Here is a 21676-nt window from a genome sequence, read left to right as displayed (position 1 = left end):
AGGATCAGTGCTAGTTCCCGCAAGGTCCCAGGAAAACCCCTTGCGTCTCGAATCTGTTGGCTTCGCCAGCCGCCGTCTCAGGCGTCGACCATCGCCATGGCCTCCTCGACATCCACCGCCACCAGCCGGGAGCAACCGGGCTCGTGCATCGTCACGCCCATCAGTTGATCGGCCATTTCCATGGCGATCTTGTTGTGGGTGATATAGATGAACTGCACCGATTCCGACATTTCCTTGACCAATCGGGCATAACGTCCAACGTTAGCGTCATCCAGCGGGGCGTCAACTTCGTCGAGCATACAAAACGGTGCCGGATTCAACTTGAAGATGGAGAAAACCAGGGCCAGGGCGGTCAGGGCTTTTTCACCACCGGAGAGCAAATGGATGGTGCTGTTCTTTTTCCCCGGGGGCCGCGCCATGATCGTGACCCCGGTATCGAGCAGATCATCGCCGGTAAGATCCAGGTAGGCGCTGCCACCGCCAAACACTTTTGGAAACAAAGCTTGTAGGCCGGCGTTGATCTGGTCGAAGGTGTCCTTGAAGCGATTGCGGGTTTCCTTGTCGATCTTGCGAATGACGTTTTCCAGGGTTTCGAGGGCTTCGACCAGATCGGCGTCCTGCGCATCCAGATAACGTTTACGCTCCGATTGTTGCTGGTATTCGTCGATGGCCGCGAGGTTGATCGCGCCCAGGCGCTGGATGCGCGCGGCAATCCGCTCCAGTTCTTCCTCGGCGGCCTTCTCGCTGGCCTCGGCGGTCAGAGTGGCGAGCACGCCGTGGAGGTCGTAGCCGTCTTCGAGCAACTGGTCCTGCAAGGTCTTGCGGCGCACGGTCAGGGCTTGCCATTCCATGCGCTGCTGTTCGAGCTGGCCGCGGATCAGCTGGGATTGCTGCTCGGCCTGGCTACGGCGCTTTTCGGCATCGCGCAGTTCGCGGTCGGCATCTTCGAGGGCGATCTGCGCGGTCTTGAGTTCGACATCGACGCTCATGCGCTTGTCGAGCAATTCTTCGAGCTTGAGGCGCAGCTCTTCCAGCGGGGCCTCGCCCTCCTCCAGGTTCAGGCTCAACTGTTCGCGTTTTTCGGTCAGACGTTCGGACTGCAACTCCAGACGCTCAAGGGCCTGACGGGTGGAGTCGTGCTGGGCCTTCAGCGAACCGAGACGGACCGCCAATTGATGGGTATGGTCCTTGTGCTGGCGGGCTTCCTGGCGCACCCGGTCGAGGCGTTCGCGCAGGCTGTCGCGCTGGGCCAGCAGCAGCTCGCGCTGCTCGGTATCCACCGCCATGGCGTCGAGGGCTTCCTGCAGTTGCAGGCGCGCTTCACCGACTTCCTCGTGTTCCTGGGCCCGCTGCTCGCCCAGTTCTCCGAGCTCTTCGTCGAGACGGGTACGACGCAGTTGCAATTGCTCGGCCTTGGCCTTGCCGGCGGACAACCTGGCCTTCAATTCGCCTTGCTGGCGGGCTTCATCCTGCAGCAAGCGGCGCAGGTGTTCGCGACCGGTTTCCTGCTGGCGCTGGGTGGCCCGCAGGGTTTGCAACTGGGTTTCCAAAGCCGCCAGGGTTTCTTCGCGCTCTTCGCGCTCCAGGCCCAACTGCTGGATTTCCTGGCCGCGGGCAAGCATGCCGCTTTCCGCTTCGCTGGCGCGGCGCACCCGCAGGAAATGTCGGCCGACCCAGAAGCCGTCGCGGCTGATCAGGCTTTCCCCGACCGCCAGTTGGCCGCGCAAGGCCAGGGCCTGCTCCAGGCTCTCGACGGGCCGGACCTGCCCCAGCCAAGGCGACAGATCGATATCCGCCTCGACTTTCTCCAGCAGGCTGCCGGGCACTCGCGTGCCGTCGGCCGCCGGACTGAGCAGGCGCAGGTCGCCCTGCTGGAAACCGCTCAAGTCGAGGCCGGCAAAATTGTCCACCAGCACCGCCTGCAAGTCGGCACCGAGCACGGTTTCCACCGCCAGTTCCCAGCCGGCTTCAACCTTCAAGCCCTGGGCCAGTCGCGGACGCTCGGCCAGATGCTGTTCGCGCAGCCATTCGGCGGTACCGGTGCCCGGATCGAGCGCCGCCTGCTGCAAGGCTTCCAGGGAAGCGAGACGGCCGTTGAGCCGTTGCAGGTCGCCCTGGGCCTGTTGCTGGTCCTGGGTGGCCTTGTGCAAATCCTGGCGCAGTTGTTCGAGGCGTTCGACCTGCGCATCTTCACTGGCCTGCAAATCTTCCAGCGTCTGCTCGCTTTCGGCCAACTGCTCGTTGAGTTCGAGGATCGCCGCGTCTTCCGGATCCGCCGCGAGCAAGGCGCGCTCTTCGGTCAGACGCCGCTGGCGCTCGGCCAGGCGCTCCATGTTGGCTTCCAGTTGCTGGATCCGCGACTGCTGGACTTCCGACTGCCGCCGGGGCTCGGCCGAGCGCAGGTTGAAGGCGTCCCACTGCTCCTGCCAGCCGTGCATGGTGGCCTCGGACTCTTCCAGCGCAGCGGCGGCCTCTTCGGCGGCGGCGCTGGTCAGTTCCTGCTCGGGCTCGAGCATCGCCAGCTCTTCACCGAGGGTCGCCAGCAAGGTGCGGTCATGGCCCAGGTGCGATTCGGTTTCCAGGCGCGCGCGCTCGGCCTCGCGCAGATCGTCCTGCAACTGGCGCAGGCGTTGCTGGCCGTGCTGGATGCTCTGCTCGACCCGGGCGATGTCGCCGCCGACCGAATAGAAGCGCCCCTGCACCAGATTGAAGCGTTCGGACAGTTCATGGTGCCCGTCGCGCAGGCGCTCGATACTGGCATCGGCGTTGCGCTGTTCGGCCACCAGGGCTTCGAAGCTGATTTCCTGGTTGCCGATGATCGACTCGCGCTGGCCGACCTGTTCATTCAGTGCCTGCCAGCGCAAGGCCGACAGTTGGGCCTTGAGCTGGCGCTCCTCGCCCTTGTATTCCTGATACTTCTCGGCGGCCTGGGCCTGGCGGTGCAGGCGTTCGAGCTGGCGCTCGAGCTCTTCGCGCAGGTCAGTCAGGCGCGCCAAGTTCTCGTGGGTCCGGCGGATACGGTTTTCGGTTTCCCGGCGGCGTTCCTTGTACTTGGAGATCCCCGCCGCTTCTTCGATGAAGTTGCGCAGGTCTTCCGGCTTGGCCTCGATCAGCTTGGAGATCATCCCTTGCTCGATGATCGAGTAGCTGCGCGGCCCCAGGCCGGTACCGAGGAAGATATCGGTAATGTCCCGGCGCCGGCATTTGGTGCCATTGAGGAAATAGCTGTTCTGGCTGTCGCGGGTCACTTTGCGGCGGATGGAAATTTCCGCGTAGGCCGCGTATTCGCCGATCAGGGTGCCATCGGAGTTGTCGAACACCAGTTCGATGCTCGCCTGGCTGACCGGCTTGCGGCTGGTGGAGCCGTTGAAGATGACGTCGGTCATCGACTCGCCGCGCAGGTTCTTTGCCGAGCTCTCGCCCATCACCCAGCGCACGGCGTCGATGATGTTCGACTTGCCGCAGCCATTGGGCCCGACCACCGCCGCCATGTTACTGGGGAAGTTCACCGTGGTCGGGTCGACGAAGGATTTGAACCCCGCCAACTTGATGCACTTGAGCCGCACGCTTAATCGACCGCCAGGGCAGACAGCACGATGTCACAGCTGCGCTGGGCGTAGCTGGCCAGGACTTCGCGGATCAGCGGCAGGTCACGGGCGATCACCGCCGCCAGCAGTTGCGCGAACAGCTCCAGGTATTCGGTCATTTCCGCCTTGCGCTGCTCCAGCGCCAGGTAATAGGCACGACTCATGGCCGGCTGCAGGTTCTCGACGGTTTCCTGCAGGTACGGGTTGTCGGCAAACGGATACGCGGCGCGCATCACGTTGAAGCTGTCTTCGACAAAGGTACGGATGTCCTGGCGTTCATAGCTGGCGCTCAGGCGCTGCTGCAATTGCAGGAACGGCGCCAGGTCGGTCTGCACTTTCCAGCGCTGGGCCACGGCATTGCCCAGCAGGATGTACAGCTCGCTCATCAGGGTGCACAGGCTCTGCACCTTGTGGGCGGTGAGCTCGGTCACGTGGGCGCCCCGGCGCGGCAGGATGGCGATCAGATGGCGGCGTTCGAGAATCAACAAGGCTTCGCGTACGGAGCCGCGACTGACATTGAGCGCCAGCGTGACTTTCTGTTCCTGGATGCGCTCTCCGGGTTTGAGTTCGCCGCGAATGATGCGTTCGGCGAGGTGGTGAGCAATTTGCTCGGCGAGGCTGTCCGGCGCCTTGAACGTCATGGTTTTCCTTCAAAATCTTTGATCAGTGCAAGCGGCGCAGTGTAGCGCAATTGGTACGTGATGGCGCAGGGCCCAGTGGGCGGAATTTGGCACGGAATACGCATTTGATCCACAGCTAGACTTAAAGCAGAGCCTGCCGTTCATCACTCCGGTTGGCGAAAGCCGCCTTTGAATTCAAAGGGGTTTTCCCGGATGGCGGAATTTCCTGACCTTTCGGTCAGATTTTTATTGACCTGAAAGTCAGACATCACTAGATTCTGCCTCAACGGTCAACAACAATAATGAGTCTGCGAGGCCTTCCGTGATCCAGTTTTTACTCAACCAGGAACTCCGTAGCGAGCACGCCCTGGACCCGAACCTGACGGTGCTCAACTATCTGCGCGAGCACCTGGGCAAGCCCGGCACCAAGGAAGGCTGCGCCAGTGGCGACTGCGGTGCCTGCACCGTGGTGGTCGGCGAACTGCACACGGACGATTCGGGCACCGAGCGGATTCGCTATCGCAGCCTCAACTCGTGCCTGACCTTCGTCTCCTCGCTGCACGGCAAGCAACTGATCAGCGTCGAGGATCTCAAGCACCAGGGCCAGTTGCACAGCGTGCAGAAGGCCATGGTCGAATGCCACGGTTCACAGTGCGGCTTCTGCACGCCGGGCTTTGTCATGTCGCTGTTCGCCCTGCAGAAGAACAGCGAGGCCCCGGACAGCCACAAGGCCCACGAAGCCCTGGCCGGCAACCTCTGCCGTTGCACCGGCTATCGGCCGATCCTCGCCGCCGCCGAGCAGGCCTGCTGCAACAAGCCCGCCGATCAGTTCGATGCCCGCGAAGCCCAGACCATCGCCCGCCTGAAGGCCATCGCCCCCACCGAAACCGGCGAACTGAACAGCGGCGACAAGCGCTGCCTGGTGCCGCTGACGGTCGCCGACCTGGCCGAACTCTACGGCTCGCACCCGGAAGCCCGACTGCTGGCCGGCGGTACCGACCTGGCCCTGGAAGTCACCCAGTTCCATCGTCCCCTGCCGGTGATGATCTACGTCGGTAACGTCGCCGAGCTCAAGCGTGTCGAGACCTTCGACGATCGCCTGGAAATCGGTGCCGCCACCCCGCTGTCGGATTGTTATGCCGCCCTGAAGGCCGAGTACCCGGATTTCGGCGAGTTGTTGCAGCGCTTCGCCTCGCTGCAGATTCGCAACCAGGGCACTCTCGGCGGCAATATCGGCAACGCCTCGCCCATCGGTGATTCACCACCCCTGCTGATCGCGCTGAATGCACAACTGGTCCTGCGCAAAGGCAGCGGCAGCCGCACCCTGGCACTGGAAGACTATTTCATCGATTACCGGGTGACCGCCCGCCAGGAAAGCGAATTCATCGAGAAGATCATCGTGCCACGGGCCAGCGCCGAACAGCGCTTCCGTGCCTATAAGGTGTCCAAGCGCCTGGATGACGATATTTCCGCGGTCTGCGCCGCGTTCAACCTGCGGATCGAGAACGGCGTGGTCGCCGACGCGCGGATCGCCTTCGGCGGCATGGCGGCGATTCCGAAACGCGCCAGGGCCTGCGAAGCCGCGCTGGTCGGTGCGGCCTGGAACCTTGCCGGCATCGAGCGCGCCTGCCGGGCGCTGGCCGAGGACTTCACACCGCTGTCGGACTTCCGCGCCAGCAAGGAATACCGCCTGCTCAGCGCCCAGAACCTGTTGCGCAAATACTTCATCGAACTGCAAACGCCGCATATCGAGACACGGGTGACCGCTTATGTCTAACCATCCTGTTGTGGAAAAAACCCAGGCCGAGCTCGCCGAGCTGTTCGCCCGGGACCTGACCACCGGTGTCGGCCGCAGCGTCAAGCACGACAGCGCCGACAAGCATGTGGCCGGCGAAGCGGTGTATATCGATGACCGCCTGGAATTCCCCAACCAGTTGCACGTCTATGCGCGCCTGTCAGACCGCGCCCATGCACGGATCATCAGCATCGACACCGCGCCCTGCCATGCCTTTGCCGGCGTGCGTATCGTCATCACCCACGAAGACATTCCCGGCCTCAAGGATATCGGCCCGCTGCTGCCCGGCGATCCCCTGCTGGCGATCGACAAGGTCGAGTTCGTCGGCCAGCCGGTGCTCGCCGTCGCCGCGAAGGACATGGAAACCGCGCGCAAGGCGGCCATGGCGGCGGTCATCGAATACGAAGACCTGGAGCCGGTGCTGGATGTGGTCGAGGCCCTGCGCAAGCGGCATTTCGTCCTCGACAGCCATACCCACAAGCGCGGCGACTCGGCTGCCGCGCTGGCCAGCGCCGAACACCGGATCCAGGGCAACCTGCATATCGGCGGCCAGGAACACTTCTACCTGGAGACCCAGATATCCTCGGTGATGCCCACCGAAGACGGCGGCATGATCGTCTATTGCTCGACCCAGAACCCCACCGAAGTGCAGAAACTGGTGGCCGAGGTGCTGGATGTGTCGATGAACAAGATCGTCGTCGACATGCGTCGCATGGGCGGCGGCTTCGGTGGCAAGGAAACCCAGGCGGCCAGCCCGGCATGCCTGTGCGCGGTGGTGGCGCGGCTGACCGGGCAACCGACCAAGATGCGCCTGCCACGGGTCGAAGACATGCTGATGACCGGCAAGCGCCATCCGTTCTATATCGAGTACGACGTCGGTTTCGACGGCAGCGGGCGCCTGCACGGGATCAACCTGGAACTGGCCGGCAACTGTGGCTGCTCGCCGGACCTCTCGGCGTCGATCGTCGACCGGGCGATGTTCCACTCCGACAATGCCTATTACCTGGGCGACGCGACGGTCAACGGCCATCGCTGCAAGACCCACACCGCCTCGAACACCGCCTACCGCGGCTTCGGCGGCCCGCAGGGGATGGTCGCCATCGAGGAAGTGATGGACAGCATCGCCCGCCACCTGGGCCTCGACCCGCTGGCGGTGCGCAAGGCCAACTACTACGGCAAGACCGAACGCAACGTCACCCATTACTACCAGACCGTCGAGCACAACATGCTCGAAGAGATGACCGCCGAGCTGGAAGCCAGCAGCCAGTACGCCGAGCGCCGGGAAACCATTCGCCGCTACAACGCCCACAGTCCGATCCTGAAAAAAGGCCTGGCGCTGACCCCGGTGAAGTTCGGCATCTCCTTCACCGCCAGCTTTCTCAACCAGGCCGGCGCGCTGGTGCACGTCTATACCGACGGCAGCATCCACCTGAACCACGGCGGCACGGAAATGGGCCAGGGCTTGAACACCAAGGTGGCCCAGGTGGTGGCCGAAGTGTTCCAGGTGGAAATCGACCGGGTGCAGATCACCGCCACCAACACCGACAAGGTGCCGAACACTTCGCCCACCGCCGCCTCCAGCGGTGCCGACCTGAACGGCAAGGCGGCGCAGAATGCCGCCGAAATCATCAAGCGGCGGCTGGTGGAGTTCGCTGCGCGGCAGTACAAGGTCAGCGAGGAAGATGTCGAGTTCCGCAACGGCCATGTGCGGGTGCGCGAGCAGATCCTGACGTTCGAGGCGCTGATCCAGCAGGCATATTTCGCCCAGGTGTCGCTGTCGAGCACCGGCTTCTACAAGACGCCGAAGATCTACTACGACCGCAGCCAGGCCCGTGGCCGTCCGTTCTACTATTTCGCCTATGGCGCGGCCTGCGCCGAGGTGATCGTCGATACCCTGACCGGCGAGTACAAGATGCTGCGCACCGATATCCTGCATGACGTCGGTGCCTCGCTGAACCCGGCCATCGATGTCGGCCAGGTCGAAGGCGGGTTCGTCCAGGGCATGGGTTGGCTGACCATGGAGGAACTGGTGTGGAACGCCAAGGGCAAGCTGATGACCAACGGCCCGGCCAGCTACAAGATCCCGGCGGTGGCGGACATGCCGCTGGACCTGCGGGTGAAGCTGGTGGAAAACCGCAAGAACCCGGAAGACACGGTGTTCCACTCCAAGGCCGTCGGCGAACCGCCGTTCATGCTGGGGATCGCGGTATGGTGCGCGCTCAAGGATGCGGTGGCGAGCCTGGCGGATTACCGGGTACAGCCGAAGATCGACGCCCCGGCGACGCCGGAGCGAGTGTTGTGGGGCTGCGAACAGATGCGTCAGGTCAAGGCAGGACAGACCGTGCCGGATGACCAGGAAACGGTGTCATCATGACCAGGCCCTACGTACCCGGATCGCCAGCAAGCCGGCTCCCACATTATGTGGGCCACCGGCGGGCCGTGAGCGAGGCAAAACCTGTAGGAGCCGGCTTGCTGGCGATAGCCTTCGAACAGACGACACGGAGGTGTCCATGAACGATTGGATCAGTGCCCTGGCCGACTTGCAGAACCAGGGTGACCCCTGCGTGCTGGTGACCATTATCGAGGAACTCGGCTCGACGCCGCGCAATGCCGGTTCGAAAATGGTCGTCAGCGCCAGTAGCACCTTCGATACCATTGGCGGCGGCCATCTGGAATACAAGGCCACCCAGATCGCCCGGGACATGCTCGCCAGCGGCCAGCAGAACACCCACCTGGAGCGCTTCAGCCTGGGCGCCAGCCTCGGCCAGTGTTGCGGCGGGGTCACGGTGCTGCTATTCGAACCAATGGGCCAAGTCCAGGCCGAGATCGCCGTGTTCGGCGCGGGCCACGTCGGCCGCGCCCTGGTGCCGCTGCTCGCCAGCCTGCCCTGCCGGGTGCGCTGGATCGATTCCCGGGAGCAGGAGTTTCCGCCGCAGATCCCCAGCGGCGTGCGCAAGATCATCAGTGACGAACCGGTGGAGGAAATCGACCGCCTGCCCGCCGGCAGCTATTGCATCGTCATGACCCACAACCACCCGCTCGACCTGGAACTCAGCGCCGCGATCCTCAAGCGCAACGACTTCGCCTACTTCGGCCTGATCGGTTCGAAGACCAAGCGGGTGAAGTTCGAACACCGCCTGCGCGAACGCGGCTACGACAATGCGCTGCTGCAACGCATGCGCTGCCCGATGGGCCTGGCCGAGGTCAAGGGCAAGTTGCCCGTGGAAATCGCCATCTCCATCGCCGGCGAGGTCATCGCCACCTATAACGCGAATTTCGGCCAGCACACCGCGAGCGCCGAACCCATTGCCAAACTGCTGCCGGCCTCGCGCCGCAGCCATGCTTCCAAATGAAAACTTCGCATGAAGCCTGGAAGTGAAAACCACGAATTGAGACAGACCATGCCCCAGACACGCAAAGCCTACCGCGCCGCCCTCCTGCACAGCATCGCCGACCCGGCCGAAGTCGGCATCGACGCCTCCTACGAGTATTTCGAGGACGGCCTGCTGGTGGTCGAGAACGGCAAGATCAGCGCCATCGGCCATGCCAGCGAGCTGCTGCCGACGCTGCCGGCCGATATCGCCGTCACTCACTACACCGACGCGCTGATCACCCCGGGCTTTATCGACACCCATATCCACCTGCCGCAGACCGGCATGGTCGGTGCCTATGGCGAACAATTGCTCGACTGGCTGAACACCTACACCTTCCCCTGTGAAAGCCAGTTCGCCGACCCGGCCCACGCCGAGGAAGTCGCGGATATCTTCATCAAGGAACTGCTGCGCAACGGCACCACTACCGCGCTGGTGTTCGGCAGCGTGCATCCGCAGTCGGTCAATGCCTTCTTCGAGGCCGCCGGGAAACTCGACCTGCGGATGATCGCCGGCAAGGTGATGATGGATCGCAATGCCCCCGACTACCTGACCGATACCGCCGAGTCGGGCTACCTGGAAAGCAAGGCGCTGATCGAGCGCTGGCATGGCAAGGGTCGCCTGCACTATGCGGTGACCCCACGCTTTGCCCCGACCTCGACCCCGGAACAATTGACCCTGGCCGGCCAGTTGCTGGGCGAATACCCGGATCTGTACATGCAGACCCATATCAGCGAAAACCTGCAGGAAGTGCAATGGGTCAAGGAACTGTTCCCGGAGCGCAAGGGCTACCTGGATGTCTATGACCATTACCAGTTGCTGGGAGAGCGCTCGGTGTTCGCCCACGGCGTGCACCTGTGCGACGACGAATGCGCGCGGCTGGCACAGACCGGATCGGCGGTGGCGTTCTGTCCGACCTCGAACTTCTTCCTCGGCAGCGGCCTGTTCAACCTGCCGATGGCCGAGAAGCACAAGCTGAATGTCGGGATCGGTACGGATGTCGGCGGCGGCACCAGCTTCTCGATCCTGCAGACACTGAACGAGGCGTACAAGGTCATGCAGTTGCAAGGGGCGCGGTTGAGCCCGTTCAAGTCGCTGTACCTGGCGACCCTCGGCGGCGCCCGGGCCTTGCGCCTGGAAGAGCGGATCGGCAACCTGCGGGCCGGCAGCGACGCCGACTTCCTGGTACTCGACTACCACGCCACGCCATTGCTCAGCTATCGCCTGAAGCAGGCCAGGAGCATCGACGAAACGCTGTTCGTGTTGATGACCCTGGGGGATGACCGCACGGTGCAGCAGACCTACGCGGCGGGGAACCTGGTGCACCAGCGATAAGTGCACAAACCCAGCCACTGAACTGATCGTTCCCACGCTCCGCGTGGGAATGTCTCTCTGGACGCTCTGCGTCCGCTGTTGTGACGCGGAGCGTCACGGACTGCATTCCCACGCGGAGCATGGGAACGATCAATCGCCAGCAAGCCGGCTCCCACAATGACCGCGTCGACTGCCGGTCAGGACGGCCTCTACAGCTTCGCCGCGGGCCGACCCGGCTTCTTCGCCAGCAGCAGGTGCGAGAACACCGCGTGCAGGTCGTCCGAAGCGCTCTCCTCGTCGAGGTTGAGCTTGCTGTCGATATGGTCCATGTGGTGCATCATCAGGTCCACGGCCAGGACCGCGTCCCGCGCCTCGATGGCATCGATCAGCTGGGTGTGCTCGTCGTAGGAGCAGTGCGAGCGGTTGCCGCTTTCATACTGGGCAATGATCAGCGAGGTCTGGGACACCAGGCTGCGCTGGAAGCTGATCAGCGGCGCATTCTTCGCCGCCTCCGCCAGCTTCAGGTGGAACTCGCCGGACAGGCGGATCCCCGCCCCGCGATCACCACGGGAAAAGCTCTCGCGCTCGTCGTGGACCATCTGCCGCAACTCGGCCAGTTGCTCGGCCGTCGCGTACTGCACCGCCAGCTCGGTGATCGCCTTCTCCACCATGCGCCGGGCAAAGAACACCTGACGGGCTTCCTCGACGCTCGGACTGGCCACCACCGCGCCGCGGTTGGGCCGCAGCAAGACCACGCCCTCGTGGGCCAGGCGCGACAAGGCACGGCGAATGATGGTCCGGCTGACCCCGAAAATCTCTCCCAGTGCCTCTTCGCTCAATTTGGTACCGGGCGCCAGGCGCTGTTCGAGGATCGCCTCGAAGATATGCGCATAGACAATATCGTCCTGGGTTCCGCTGCGGCCGGCCTTGCCTGCTCGCGGTTGTTTCTTGAGGGGCTGCAACTGTTCGTTCATGGGCACTCGAGTCGGAAAACGGCGGCGAATGGACTGTAATACAGCACAGTGGGTCGCTGACAAGTATCGCGTAAAATCATGGCACATTGTACACAACCTGTGTAGCCAACACGACTGTACGGCTATTTGCGGCATTGGCTGTATTGCAATAGACGGTTACTTTTGCGTTTAGGCTGCAAGAAGCATTCACGCCTGTTTTCCAGCAGCGTTTTCCAGAGCAAGGAATCCCGCCATGACCGACATCACTCAAGCGCGCCTGCGCCCCCTGGCCGACACCTCGCCTTCCGCGGTGGTCGCCGGTTTCATTGCGATGATGACCGGCTACACCAGCTCCCTGGTGTTGATGTTCCAGGCCGGACAAGCCGCCGGCCTGAGCGGCGGACAGATTTCCTCGTGGATCTGGGCGCTGTCCATCGGCATGGCAATCTGCAGCATCGGCCTGTCCCTGCGCTACCGAACGCCCGTGACGGTTGCCTGGTCGACCCCGGGTGCCGCACTGCTGATCACCAGCCTGTCCGGCGTCACCTACGGCGAAGCGATCGGTGCCTATATCACCTGCGCGGTGCTGGTGACGATCTGTGGCCTGACAGGCAGCTTCGAAAAACTGGTCAAGCGCCTGCCTTCGTCCCTGGCAGCGGCGCTGCTGGCCGGCATCCTGTTCAAGATCGGCAGCGAGATCTTTGTCGCCGCCCAGCACCGCACGGGCCTGGTGCTGGGGATGTTCTTCACCTATCTGGTGGCCAAGCGCCTGTCGCCACGCTACGCGGTGCTCGCGGCGCTGCTGGTCGGCACCGCCCTTTCCGGGTTGCTGGGCCTGCTGGACTTCAGTGGCTTTCACCTGGAGGTGGCAACACCGGTCTGGACCACCCCGTCGTTCTCGCTGGCGGCGACCATCAGTATCGGCATTCCGCTGTTCGTGGTGGCCATGACTTCGCAGAACATGCCGGGCATCGCCGTGCTGCGGGCAGACGGCTACGACGTGCCCGCCTCGCCCCTGATCAGCGTGACCGGCATCGCTTCGCTGCTACTGGCGCCGTTCGGCTCCCACGGGATCAACCTGGCGGCCATCAGCGCAGCGATCTGCACCGGGCCCCATGCCCATGAGGACAAGAGCAAGCGCTACACCGCGGCGGTGTGGTGCGGGATCTTCTACGGGATCGCCGGGACGTTCGGCGCCACGCTGGCCGCGCTGTTCGCCGCGCTGCCAAAAGAACTGGTGCTGTCGATTGCCGCGCTGGCGCTGTTCGGCTCGATCATCAACGGCCTGAGTATCGCCATGAACGAACCCCGGGAACGGGAAGCCGCGCTGATCACCTTCATGGTCACCGCATCGGGCTTCACCCTGTTTTCGGTAGGCTCGGCGTTCTGGGGGATTGTCGCGGGCGTGCTGACACTGATGATCCTCAACTGGCGCAAGGCCTGAATTCATCGATTCAACGTGTAGGAGCCGGCTTGCTGGCGACGAGGCCAGCGAGTCCTGCGCCGCGCGCCCATGGACGCCATCGCCGGCAAGCCGGCTCCCACAAAGAACCCGGGCAGCTCAGAGGCGGAAATGCCCGACCATGCCCTTCAGTTCCATCCCCAACTGCGCCAGTTCGATACTGGAGGCCGCGTTGCCCTGCATCGCCACCGCCGATTGATCGGCACTGGCCCGGATGCTGGTCACACTGCGATTGATCTCTTCCGCCACCGAGCTTTGCTCCTCGGCGGCCGCGGCAATCTGCTGGTTCATCTGCTGGATCAGCGACACCGCCGCGGCGATGCTGCCCAGGGCGCTTTCGGTCTGCAGGGCATCGCTGACCGCCAGCTTGACCAGTTCACCGCTGCTGCGGATCTGCTGCACCGACGATTGCGCGGCTGAACGCAGGGCGCTGACCAGCCGTTCGATTTCTTCCGTGGACTGCTGGGTGCGCTTGGCCAGGGCCCGCACCTCGTCCGCCACCACCGCGAAACCGCGTCCCTGCTCACCGGCACGGGCCGCCTCGATCGCGGCATTGAGCGCCAGCAGGTTGGTCTGCTCGGCCACGCTCTTGATCACACTCAGCACGGTGCCGATATTCTGGATTTCCGCACTCAGGCTTTCGATGCTCAGGCTGGCCGAGTTGGCCGAGTCCGCCAGTTGCTCGATACGTTGCATGCTCTGGCGCACCACCTGCTGGCCGCTGTCGACCTTGTCGTCGGCGGTCTGTGCCGCCTGCGCGGCCTCTTCGGCATTGCGCGCGACATCGTGGACCGTGGCGGTCATCTGGTTCATCGCCGTCGCCACCTGCTCGGTTTCTTCCTTCTGCGTGCTGACTTCCAGGTTGGTCTGCTCGGTCACCGCCGACAGGGAATGCGCCGAGGTCGCCAACTGCTCGATCCCGGCTTGCAAGCCACTGACGATGCCGCTCAGGCCGGCGCCCATCTGCTGCATCGCCTGCATCAACTGGCCGATCTCGTCACGACGCTGGACCTCCACCGTGCCGGTCAGGTCGCCGGCGGCGATCTGCTGGGCCACCCGGATCACGCTGCGCAGCGGCGCGACAATCAGGCGGGTGATCACCAGCGCCGCCACCAGACCGACCAACAAGGCCAGGGCGGACGAACCGATGATCAGTATCGAGTTCTTCTTCAGTTCGGCCTGCATCGACTGATCTTCAGCCGCGTAGGCCTGGTTGACCCGCTCGACCACCTGCGCGGCACGCTCGTGCAGTTGCTGGTAGACCTTCTTTTCCTGCTCCAGCAGGCCGGTGTACTCGGTGAGCTTTTCACCGAAACTGGCGATATGACCGCCAACCTCATTGAGTACCGTCTGGTAGCCGGGGTCCTTGACCGCGGTCTTGAGCTGTTCGACGCCGGCCAGGGCCTGGTCCGCCTGTTCGATCTTGCCCTGGGCCTGGTTTTCCTCGTCGCCCTTGCGGCTTTGATCGAGACGCACCCGCGCCTCGTTCATCGCCTGCAGCATCAACTGCGAGACGTGGCTGACCTGGCCGGCCTGCTCGATGAACTCGCTGCCTTCCTTGCCCTCGGACTGCTTGAGTCCATAGGCGCCATCATCGGCCAGGCCGGCCTGCAGGACATCGAGGTTGTTGGCCACACTGGAGACCGACCAACTGGCCATCTCCAGCGCCAGGTCCTTGGCCTGGGTCAGCTCGACAAATTCGTCGAACGCCTTGCGATAGGCCACCAGGGCTTGCTCGACATCGGTCATCACCGGCACGTTGGCCGGTGATTGCGCCTTGAGTGCCTCTGCCTGCGCCGCCAGGGCATCCACGCCCTCATGCAGCGCATCGACCGTCTTGGCGTCCGAATGCAGGGCATAGTCCTGCTCCAGCAGGCGCACCTTGAGCAGGCTGCTGTTGAGCGAGGACATCTGCTTCAGCCCTTCGAAACGCAGACTGATGGTCTGCAAGGACCAGACGCCGATTGCCGCCACCAATCCGGTCAGCAGCAATACCAGGGCAAAACCGATGCCCATCTTCTTCGCCATACCCAGGTTGGCAAAACGTCCTTGCACGGCAGAAATCATGGTGCTTAATCCCCGTTCGAATGCTGAAGGCGCACAAGCCATTCAAGATTCGTGCAGATTCGCAACCACGACCGGTGAAGCACAAGCCTTTGGCGCCGGAATAATGGCCAAAAGCTACACCCGCGTCGTTTTCAGAATGGTCGAGGTCGATTCGGTATCGCCCAGCAAACGGAAGAATTTCTGTGCCCGCTGATCCGCCGCATAGGCCACGTTGATCCGCAGCCAGCCCGCGGAAGTTGCCCTCGGGGTAAAGACCGCATCCTGTGCAAGCAATACCCCGAGTTTATGGGCACCGGCCTGGACCTGGGTAGGACTGTAACGTCGGCTGCGCGCCCAGACGAACATGCCGCCGGACGGCTCGCTGAAAACTTCCCAGCCCGTCTCTTCGAGCAGGTCCAGGGTCGTGGCCATCTCCGCCCCCAGCCGCTGGCGCAGGCGCTGTACCAGCTTGCGATAGGCGCCGTTGGCCAGCAGCGTGGCAACCACGCATTCGGCAAAGCGCGAAGCCCCCAGGCTGGTAATCATCTTCACCTCGGCCAGGCGCTGGATCAGCCCGGCGTGAGCGCGGATAAAGCCGACCTTCAGGGAACTGCTCAGGGTCTTGGAGAAACCACCCAGGTAGATGACCCGCTGCTGCGAGTCCAGTGCCGCCAGTTGCACTCCGGGGCCGCCCTGCAGATCGCTGAAGGCGCCGTCCTCGACAATCAGGAAATCCTCCGACTGCGCCAGTTGCAACAACTGCGTGGCGACCGGGAGGGTCAGGCTGCTGCCCGTCGGATTATGGTAGAGGCTGTTGATGAACAGGCACTTCGGCCGGTGCCTGCGCAGGTGTCCGCGCAACACCTCGATGTCAGGGCCCGTGCGCGTCCTGGGGACTTCCAGCAATTCGATGCCCTGCAAGGCCAGGAGCTTGTAGAGATTGCCATAACCCGGAGTCTCGACCAGCACGCAATCCCCCGGCTTGAGCAGCGTGCGCACCAGCAGGTCGAGGCCCTGGGTGATGCCCAGGGTCGTCAGGACTTCGCCGTCGCCGGACTGAATGCCTTTCTGGGTCAGGCGCTTGTGCAATTGCTGGCGCAAGGCGGGCAAGCCCAAGGGGGTGCTGTAGTGGAACAGGCCCTGCATCTGGGTCCGGCTGACTTCACGCACCGCATAACCGATATCGTCACTTTCCCGCCAGCCCTGGGGAATCCAGCCACAGCCCAGTTTCAACTCCCCCAATGGATGCTCGCTGAACGCTCCCCACTGGGTTTCCAACCCCTCGTACCACTCCGGCTCGGTACCGGGGGAGGACGCCGTGCCGCTGTCGGCGACAATGAACACCGAGCCATTGCGTGACGCCAGTACCCCCTGCATGACCAGGCGCTCATAGGCCTCGGTCACATTGGCCTGACTGAGAGAGTTTTCCTTGGCCAACTGTCGCACCGACGGCAGGCGCGTCCCCGGACAGGCCCGGGTCAGGCGGGTCCATTCGACGATCGCACTGACGATTTGCTGCACGACGGGCACCAGTGCCTGCCGATCAATTTCCAGATCCATTGTGTGTGACGCTCCAAAGCACGGTTATTTCTCGTTAAACAGTTAAACACAAAAGCCCGGCACCTCAGCTTGCACAAAAAGCTTCCCGGTACTCCCCTGCAAGCCCCGTATACCGCGGCCTGCAGCGCCTGACTGACGGCCGCGAGGGAATATACCGACGGGACGCGCCACACTGGCGGACATAAAAAAACCCGCACTGGGCGGGTTCCTTTACCGGGGGGCTACAGGCAGCGGCGAACAGCACGACAGATCAAATGGCCGTGGCTCCGCCATCCACTGCCAGGGCGTGACCGGTGGTGAACGCCGCGCCGTCGCTGCACAGGTAGAGCACCGCGCTGGCAATCTCCTCGACCTTGCCGATACGGCCGACCGGGTGCATCGCCGCGGCGAACTCGCCCTTCTTCGGATCGGCCTCATAGGCGCGCCGGAACATGTCGGTGTCGATCACCGCCGGGCATACGGCGTTGACACGAATTTTCTTCTTCGCGTATTCGATCGCCGCCGATTTGGTCAGGCCGATCACCGCGTGCTTGGAAGCCGCATAGATGCTCATCTTCGGCGCGGCCCCGAGGCCGGCGACCGACGCCGTGTTGACGATCGCGCCGCCGCCCTGGGCGAGCATCAACGGCAACTGGTACTTCATGCACAGCCAGACGCCTTTGACATTGACGCCCATGATCGCGTCGAACTCATCCAGGGTGCCATCGGCCAACTTGCCCTTCTCGATCTCGATCCCGGCATTGTTGAAGGCGTAGTCGACCCGACCGTAGGCAGCGACGGCCTGCTCCATGAGTTTCTGCACGTCGGCTTCCTGGGTGACATTGCAGCGGACGAAGATCGCCTCGCCACCGTCGGCACGGATCAGTTCGACGGTGCCCTCGCCCCCCGCCACATCCAGGTCGGCCACCACCACCTTCAGGCCTTCGGCGGCAAAAGCCTGGGCGGTTGCCCGGCCAATCCCGGCGGCAGCGCCGGTCACCAGGGCCACCTGGCCGGAAAACGTCATGCTCATGGTTCTGTCCTCGCTGAGTGGGTGAAAGGTCGCGTGAACCGAGTCTAGCCAGTGGCCGGCCCCGCGGGGCAGCACTATCAGAAGGCCGGTTATCGCCTTATGCACCGCAGTGATAAGTTGTGGTGATAACAGCGCGATGACCACCATCATTGCAGTGGATCGCAGCCTATTCGCCCGACGGGCAAAACTTGCCGTGATGCCGATCAGGGTCTATCTACAAGGCTTCATTGATCGCTTCGAGTGCCTGCCATGACCACCCAGAACAATCGCCAATTCCTCCTGGCCAAACGCCCGGTCGGGGCTGCGAACCGTGACACCTTCACCTATCAGGAAGTCCCGGTGGGCGAGCCGGGGGCGAACCAGATCCTGGTCCGCAACGAGTACCTGTCCCTGGACCCCGCGATGCGCGGCTGGATGAACGAAGGCAAGTCCTATATCCCGCCGGTGGGCCTGGGTGAGGTCATGCGTGCGCTGGGAGTCGGCAAGGTGATTGCCTCCAACAACCCGGGGTTTGCCGTCGGCGACTACGTCAACGGGGCGCTGGGCGTGCAGGATTATTTCCTCGGTGAGCCACGGGGCTTCTACAAGGTCGATCCGAAGCTGGCGCCGCTGCCGGTCTACCTGTCGGCGCTGGGCATGACCGGGATGACCGCCTACTTCGCCCTGCTCGATGTCGGTGCGCCGAAAGCCGGTGAAACCGTGGTGATCTCCGGCGCCGCCGGAGCCGTGGGCAGCATTGCCGGGCAGATCGCCAAGCTCAAGGGCTGCCGTGTGGTGGGGATTGCCGGCGGCGCGCAGAAGTGCCGGTTCCTGGTCGACGAACTGGGCTTCGACGGCACCATCGACTACAAGAACGAAGACGTTCAGGCCGGTCTGAAACGCGAGTGTCCGAAGGGTGTCGACGTGTATTTCGACAATGTCGGCGGCGATATCCTCGACGCCGTGCTGACCCGCCTGAACCTCAAGGCTCGCGTGGTGATCTGCGGGGCCATCAGCCAGTACAACAACAAGGAAGCCGTCAAGGGTCCGGCCAACTACCTGGCGCTGCTGGTCAATCGCGCACGCATGGAAGGTTTCGTGGTCATGGACTACGCCGCGCGCTTCGCCGCCGCCGGGCAGGAAATGGCCGGCTGGATGGCCAAGGGGCAGCTCAAGAGCAAGGAGGATATCGTCGAGGGCCTGCAGACTTTCCCCGAAACCCTGGGCAAGCTGTTCAGTGGCGAGAATTTCGGCAAGCTGGTGCTGAAGGTCTGAAAGGACTGCTCACCACGACCGGCAGGAGCGGGCTTGCCCGCTCCCGCACAAGCACCACTCCCCCACCGGCAGGCCGGATCAGGCCAGCTCGGCCACGACCGCCGCCAGGGCCTGGGCCGGGTCTGCCGCCTGGCTGATCGGGCGACCGATCACCAGGTAGTCGGAACCGGCCTGCAGTGCCTGGCGTGGCGTCAGGATCCGTCGTTGGTCGTCCTGGGCGCTGCCCGCCGGACGAATCCCCGGGGTCACCAGTTGCAGGCCCGGATGGGCACTCTTCAGCGCCGTGGCTTCCAGCGCCGAACACACCAGGCCATCGAGCCCGGCCTTCTCGGCCAGGGCCGCCAGACGCAGCACCTGCACCTGCGGCTCGACATCCAGGCCGATACCCGCCAGGTCTTCACGCTCCATGCTGGTCAGCACGGTCACGCCGATCAACAACGGCTTCGGACCGCTGCGCTGGTCGAGCACTTCACGACAGGCCGCCATCATGCGCAGGCCACCGGAGCAATGGACATTGACCATCCAGACCCCCATTTCCGCGGCTGCCTTGACCGCCATCGCGGTGGTGTTGGGAATGTCGTGGAACTTGAGATCCAGGAACACTTCGAAGCCCTTGTCGCGCAGGGTCCCGACAATTTCCGAGGCGCAGCTGGTGAACAGTTCCTTGCCGACTTTGACCCGGCACAGTTTCGGGTCCAGTTGATCGGCCAGCTTCAGGGCGGCGTCACGGGTGGGGTAATCCAGGGCGACGATGATAGGAGTCTGGCAGGCGGACATGGATGGGCTCTCAGGCAAGTCGAAATCGGCGCGGATTGTAGCGCAAGCCGGGGCTGATCGGGACCCGGTGATCGGCAAATGTGCCCACGGCGCGCCATAAAGGTCCCCACTCGCACCAATTAAAGTCGAAATCCCGGGCAACATCGGCGAAATATCCTCGATACGACAGCTTTTTCACCCTTTGCGACGCATTCCCCGGCGCTGGCACGTCCGCTGCACCCGCCTGTTCCGAGCGGTATCCAAACGGTTCAGGGAGAAACATATGAACACTCGACTCAAGCCCACGCTGGGCACGTTGCATCTGTGGGGCATCGCCGTCGGCCTGGTGATTTCCGGCGAGTATTTCGGCTGGAGCTACGGCTGGGGCGTCGCCGGTACGCTCGGATTCCTGGTGACATCGTTGATGGTCGCGGCGATGTACACCTGCTTCATCTTCAGCTTTACCGAACTGACCACCGCCATTCCCCACGCGGGCGGCCCCTTTGCCTACAGCCGCCGGGCCTTTGGCGAGAAAGGCGGGCTGATCGCCGGCCTGGCGACACTGATCGAGTTTGTCTTCGCGCCACCGGCCATTGCCCTGGCCATCGGTGCCTACCTGAATGTGCAGTTCCCCGCGCTTGATCCCAAGCATGCCGCCGTGGGCGCCTACATTGTGTTCATGGGCCTGAACATCCTCGGGGTGAAACTGGCCGCCACCTTCGAACTGGTGGTCTGCGTCCTGGCGGTGGCCGAGTTGCTGGTATTCATGGGCGTGGTCGCACCGGCCTTCAGCTTCAGCCATTTCGCCCTGAACGGCTGGGCCGGAGCCGACAGCTTCGGCGCGCCGGCGATTGCCGGGATGTTCGCAGCCATTCCGTTTGCCATCTGGTTTTTCCTCGCGATCGAAGGCGCCGCCATGGCCGCCGAAGAAGCCAAGGATCCGAAACGCACCATTCCCAAGGCCTATATCAGCGGCATCCTGACCCTGGTGCTGCTGGCGATGGGCGTGATGTTCTTCGCCGGTGGCGTCGGTGACTGGCGTACCTTGTCGAACATCAACGATCCCCTGCCACAGGCGATGAAAGCTGTGGTCGGCGACAGCTCCGGCTGGCTGCACATGCTGGTGTGGATCGGCCTGTTCGGCCTGGTGGCGAGTTTCCACGGGATCATCCTCGGTTATTCGCGCCAGTTCTTCGCCCTGGCCCGCGCCGGCTACCTGCCCGCGTCCCTGGCCAAGCTCTCGCGCTTCCAGACCCCGCATCGCGCCATTATCGTCGGCGGCCTGATCGGCATCGCCGCCATCTACAGCGACGGCCTGATCAACCTCAGCGGCATGACCCTCACCGCGGCCATGATCACCATGGCGGTATTCGGCGCGATCGTCATGTACATCATGAGCATGCTCAGCCTGTTCAAACTGCGCAAAACCGAGCCGGACCTGGAGCGCACCTTCCGCGCGCCGGGCTATCCGCTCGTCCCGGCCATCGCGCTGTTCCTGGCCGTGGTCTGCCTGGTCGCCATGGCCTGGTTCAACGCGCTGATCGGCCTGATCTTCGTCGGCTTCATGGCCGCCGGCTTCCTGTACTTCCTGCTGACCGCGCAGTTGCGCGCCGACGCCCCGGCGGATGCGATGCTGACCGGGCAGTAAGAGCTATCGGAGCAGAACGGGCTTACAATTGAACCACTGAGAAATCCCGTGACTCAAAGTGGTAAGGGCCGGCATCCCGCACGAACTTCTCGCGCGGGATCGGTCCATCAAGGAGAATCCCATGCCCTGGTATGCCTGGTTGATCATCGTGGTTGCCATCGGCTCCATCGTCGGCGGCCTGATGATGTTGCGCGACACCGCCACCAAAGTGGAGCTCACCGACGAACAGCGCAAGCGCGTCCAGGAGCGCAACGCCGAGATGGATGCCAAGGACGCGCAGGACCGCTGACACCCCCTC

Annotated in this window: 15 protein-coding genes and 1 pseudogene; 8 read left to right on the top strand and 8 right to left on the bottom strand. The window is 63.5% G+C overall.

Annotated features, from left to right (window positions below; all coding sequences use genetic code 11):
• Positions 1-77: 77 nt before the first annotated feature.
• Complete coding sequence (smc, locus tag ACL9RJ_RS17415) at positions 78-3566, bottom strand: chromosome segregation protein SMC (protein WP_177086528.1); 3489 nt, start codon at positions 3564-3566, stop codon at positions 78-80.
• Between the two features lie 2 nt (positions 3567-3568).
• The gene (locus ACL9RJ_RS17410) at positions 3569-4228 is read right to left on the bottom strand and encodes a GntR family transcriptional regulator (protein ID WP_017129639.1); all 660 of its coding nucleotides are present in this window, start codon (positions 4226-4228) and stop codon (positions 3569-3571) included.
• Positions 4229-4529: 301 nt separating this feature from the next.
• Between ACL9RJ_RS17410 and xdhA the strand changes: the two genes are divergently transcribed.
• The 4 genes from xdhA (at position 4530) to guaD (ending at position 10708) form a co-directional block, all read left to right on the top strand.
• Positions 4530-5984, top strand: a complete 1455-nt coding sequence (gene xdhA / locus ACL9RJ_RS17405) for a xanthine dehydrogenase small subunit (RefSeq protein WP_177118866.1) — start codon at positions 4530-4532, stop codon at positions 5982-5984.
• Positions 5977-8376 (top strand): xanthine dehydrogenase molybdopterin binding subunit, encoded by a 2400-nt coding sequence (gene xdhB / locus ACL9RJ_RS17400; protein ID WP_042937160.1) that lies wholly within the window; start codon positions 5977-5979, stop codon positions 8374-8376. Before xdhA ends, xdhB begins: the two co-directional genes overlap by 8 nt.
• A 136-nt stretch (positions 8377-8512) precedes the next feature.
• Positions 8513-9355 carry a xanthine dehydrogenase accessory protein XdhC gene (xdhC, locus tag ACL9RJ_RS17395; protein WP_017129642.1) on the top strand — a complete coding sequence of 281 codons (843 nt, stop codon included), beginning with the start codon at positions 8513-8515 and terminating at the stop codon, positions 9353-9355.
• Positions 9356-9403: 48 nt separating this feature from the next.
• The gene (gene guaD / locus ACL9RJ_RS17390; protein WP_212809941.1) at positions 9404-10708 is read left to right on the top strand and encodes a guanine deaminase; all 1305 of its coding nucleotides are present in this window, start codon (positions 9404-9406) and stop codon (positions 10706-10708) included.
• 188 nt (positions 10709-10896) lie between these two features.
• Here the strand turns inward: guaD and ACL9RJ_RS17385 are convergent, their stop codons facing one another.
• The gene (locus ACL9RJ_RS17385) at positions 10897-11661 is read right to left on the bottom strand and encodes a GntR family transcriptional regulator (protein ID WP_017129644.1); all 765 of its coding nucleotides are present in this window, start codon (positions 11659-11661) and stop codon (positions 10897-10899) included.
• Positions 11662-11893: 232 nt separating this feature from the next.
• Here ACL9RJ_RS17385 and ACL9RJ_RS17380 point away from each other — a divergent pair, with 232 nt between their 5' ends.
• Entirely contained in the window at positions 11894-13084 is a 1191-nt protein-coding gene (locus ACL9RJ_RS17380; RefSeq protein ID WP_422765502.1) for a benzoate/H(+) symporter BenE family transporter, read from the top strand.
• A gap of 117 nt (positions 13085-13201) precedes the next feature.
• Here ACL9RJ_RS17380 and ACL9RJ_RS17375 read toward each other — a convergent pair whose 3' ends face one another.
• From ACL9RJ_RS17375 to ACL9RJ_RS17360, 4 genes and pseudogenes are all read right to left on the bottom strand, one after another.
• Positions 13202-13906, bottom strand: a complete 705-nt coding sequence (locus tag ACL9RJ_RS17375; protein ID WP_422765542.1) for a methyl-accepting chemotaxis protein — start codon at positions 13904-13906, stop codon at positions 13202-13204.
• Positions 13907-14110: 204 nt separating this feature from the next.
• Positions 14111-14287: pseudogene (locus ACL9RJ_RS17370) on the bottom strand (HAMP domain-containing protein); the annotation flags it as partial.
• A gap of 996 nt (positions 14288-15283) precedes the next feature.
• The gene (locus tag ACL9RJ_RS17365; protein ID WP_017129647.1) at positions 15284-16708 is read right to left on the bottom strand and encodes a PLP-dependent aminotransferase family protein; all 1425 of its coding nucleotides are present in this window, start codon (positions 16706-16708) and stop codon (positions 15284-15286) included.
• Positions 16709-16958: 250 nt separating this feature from the next.
• Positions 16959-17720, bottom strand: a complete 762-nt coding sequence (locus tag ACL9RJ_RS17360; protein WP_017129648.1) for an SDR family oxidoreductase — start codon at positions 17718-17720, stop codon at positions 16959-16961.
• Between the two features lie 249 nt (positions 17721-17969).
• On the opposite strand from ACL9RJ_RS17360, the gene ACL9RJ_RS17355 reads away from it, so the two are divergent.
• Positions 17970-18974 (top strand): NADP-dependent oxidoreductase, encoded by a 1005-nt coding sequence (locus tag ACL9RJ_RS17355; RefSeq protein ID WP_017129649.1) that lies wholly within the window; start codon positions 17970-17972, stop codon positions 18972-18974.
• Between the two features lie 78 nt (positions 18975-19052).
• Here ACL9RJ_RS17355 and pyrF read toward each other — a convergent pair whose 3' ends face one another.
• A complete protein-coding gene (gene pyrF, locus ACL9RJ_RS17350) occupies positions 19053-19751 on the bottom strand; it encodes an orotidine-5'-phosphate decarboxylase (RefSeq protein WP_017129650.1) in 699 nt (232 codons plus the stop codon).
• Positions 19752-20013: 262 nt separating this feature from the next.
• Between pyrF and eat the strand changes: the two genes are divergently transcribed.
• Positions 20014-21378, top strand: coding sequence for an ethanolamine permease (eat, locus tag ACL9RJ_RS17345; RefSeq protein WP_017129651.1), 1365 nt, complete (start codon positions 20014-20016; stop codon positions 21376-21378).
• Positions 21379-21499: 121 nt separating this feature from the next.
• Positions 21500-21667 (top strand): DUF2897 family protein, encoded by a 168-nt coding sequence (locus tag ACL9RJ_RS17340; protein ID WP_017129652.1) that lies wholly within the window; start codon positions 21500-21502, stop codon positions 21665-21667.
• Positions 21668-21676: the final 9 nt, after the last annotated feature.

The sequence above is a fragment of the Pseudomonas sp. Mn2068 genome, assembly GCF_049319725.1.
Lineage (GTDB): Bacteria > Pseudomonadota > Gammaproteobacteria > Pseudomonadales > Pseudomonadaceae > Aquipseudomonas > Aquipseudomonas gingeri.
This window is presented reverse-complemented; position numbering and strand designations above follow the sequence as displayed.

What these genes read in the sequence shown, in the direction of transcription:
- ACL9RJ_RS17375 (WP_422765542.1), bottom strand. Translation starts at nt 13,906, where the DNA reads ATGACCGCCACGGTCCACGATGTCGCGCGCAATGCCGAAGAGGCCGCG.
- ACL9RJ_RS17365 (WP_017129647.1), bottom strand. Translation starts at nt 16,708, where the DNA reads ATGGATCTGGAAATTGATCGGCAGGCACTGGTGCCCGTCGTGCAGCAA.
- pyrF (WP_017129650.1), bottom strand. Translation starts at nt 19,751, where the DNA reads ATGTCCGCCTGCCAGACTCCTATCATCGTCGCCCTGGATTACCCCACC.
- ACL9RJ_RS17340 (WP_017129652.1), top strand. Translation starts at nt 21,500, where the DNA reads ATGCCCTGGTATGCCTGGTTGATCATCGTGGTTGCCATCGGCTCCATC.
- xdhB (WP_042937160.1), top strand. Translation starts at nt 5,977, where the DNA reads ATGTCTAACCATCCTGTTGTGGAAAAAACCCAGGCCGAGCTCGCCGAG.
- ACL9RJ_RS17360 (WP_017129648.1), bottom strand. Translation starts at nt 17,720, where the DNA reads ATGAGCATGACGTTTTCCGGCCAGGTGGCCCTGGTGACCGGCGCTGCC.
- guaD (WP_212809941.1), top strand. Translation starts at nt 9,404, where the DNA reads ATGCCCCAGACACGCAAAGCCTACCGCGCCGCCCTCCTGCACAGCATC.
- eat (WP_017129651.1), top strand. Translation starts at nt 20,014, where the DNA reads ATGAACACTCGACTCAAGCCCACGCTGGGCACGTTGCATCTGTGGGGC.
- xdhC (WP_017129642.1), top strand. Translation starts at nt 8,513, where the DNA reads ATGAACGATTGGATCAGTGCCCTGGCCGACTTGCAGAACCAGGGTGAC.
- ACL9RJ_RS17385 (WP_017129644.1), bottom strand. Translation starts at nt 11,661, where the DNA reads ATGAACGAACAGTTGCAGCCCCTCAAGAAACAACCGCGAGCAGGCAAG.
- ACL9RJ_RS17410 (WP_017129639.1), bottom strand. Translation starts at nt 4,228, where the DNA reads ATGACGTTCAAGGCGCCGGACAGCCTCGCCGAGCAAATTGCTCACCAC.
- ACL9RJ_RS17355 (WP_017129649.1), top strand. Translation starts at nt 17,970, where the DNA reads ATGACCACCCAGAACAATCGCCAATTCCTCCTGGCCAAACGCCCGGTC.
- ACL9RJ_RS17380 (WP_422765502.1), top strand. Translation starts at nt 11,894, where the DNA reads ATGACCGACATCACTCAAGCGCGCCTGCGCCCCCTGGCCGACACCTCG.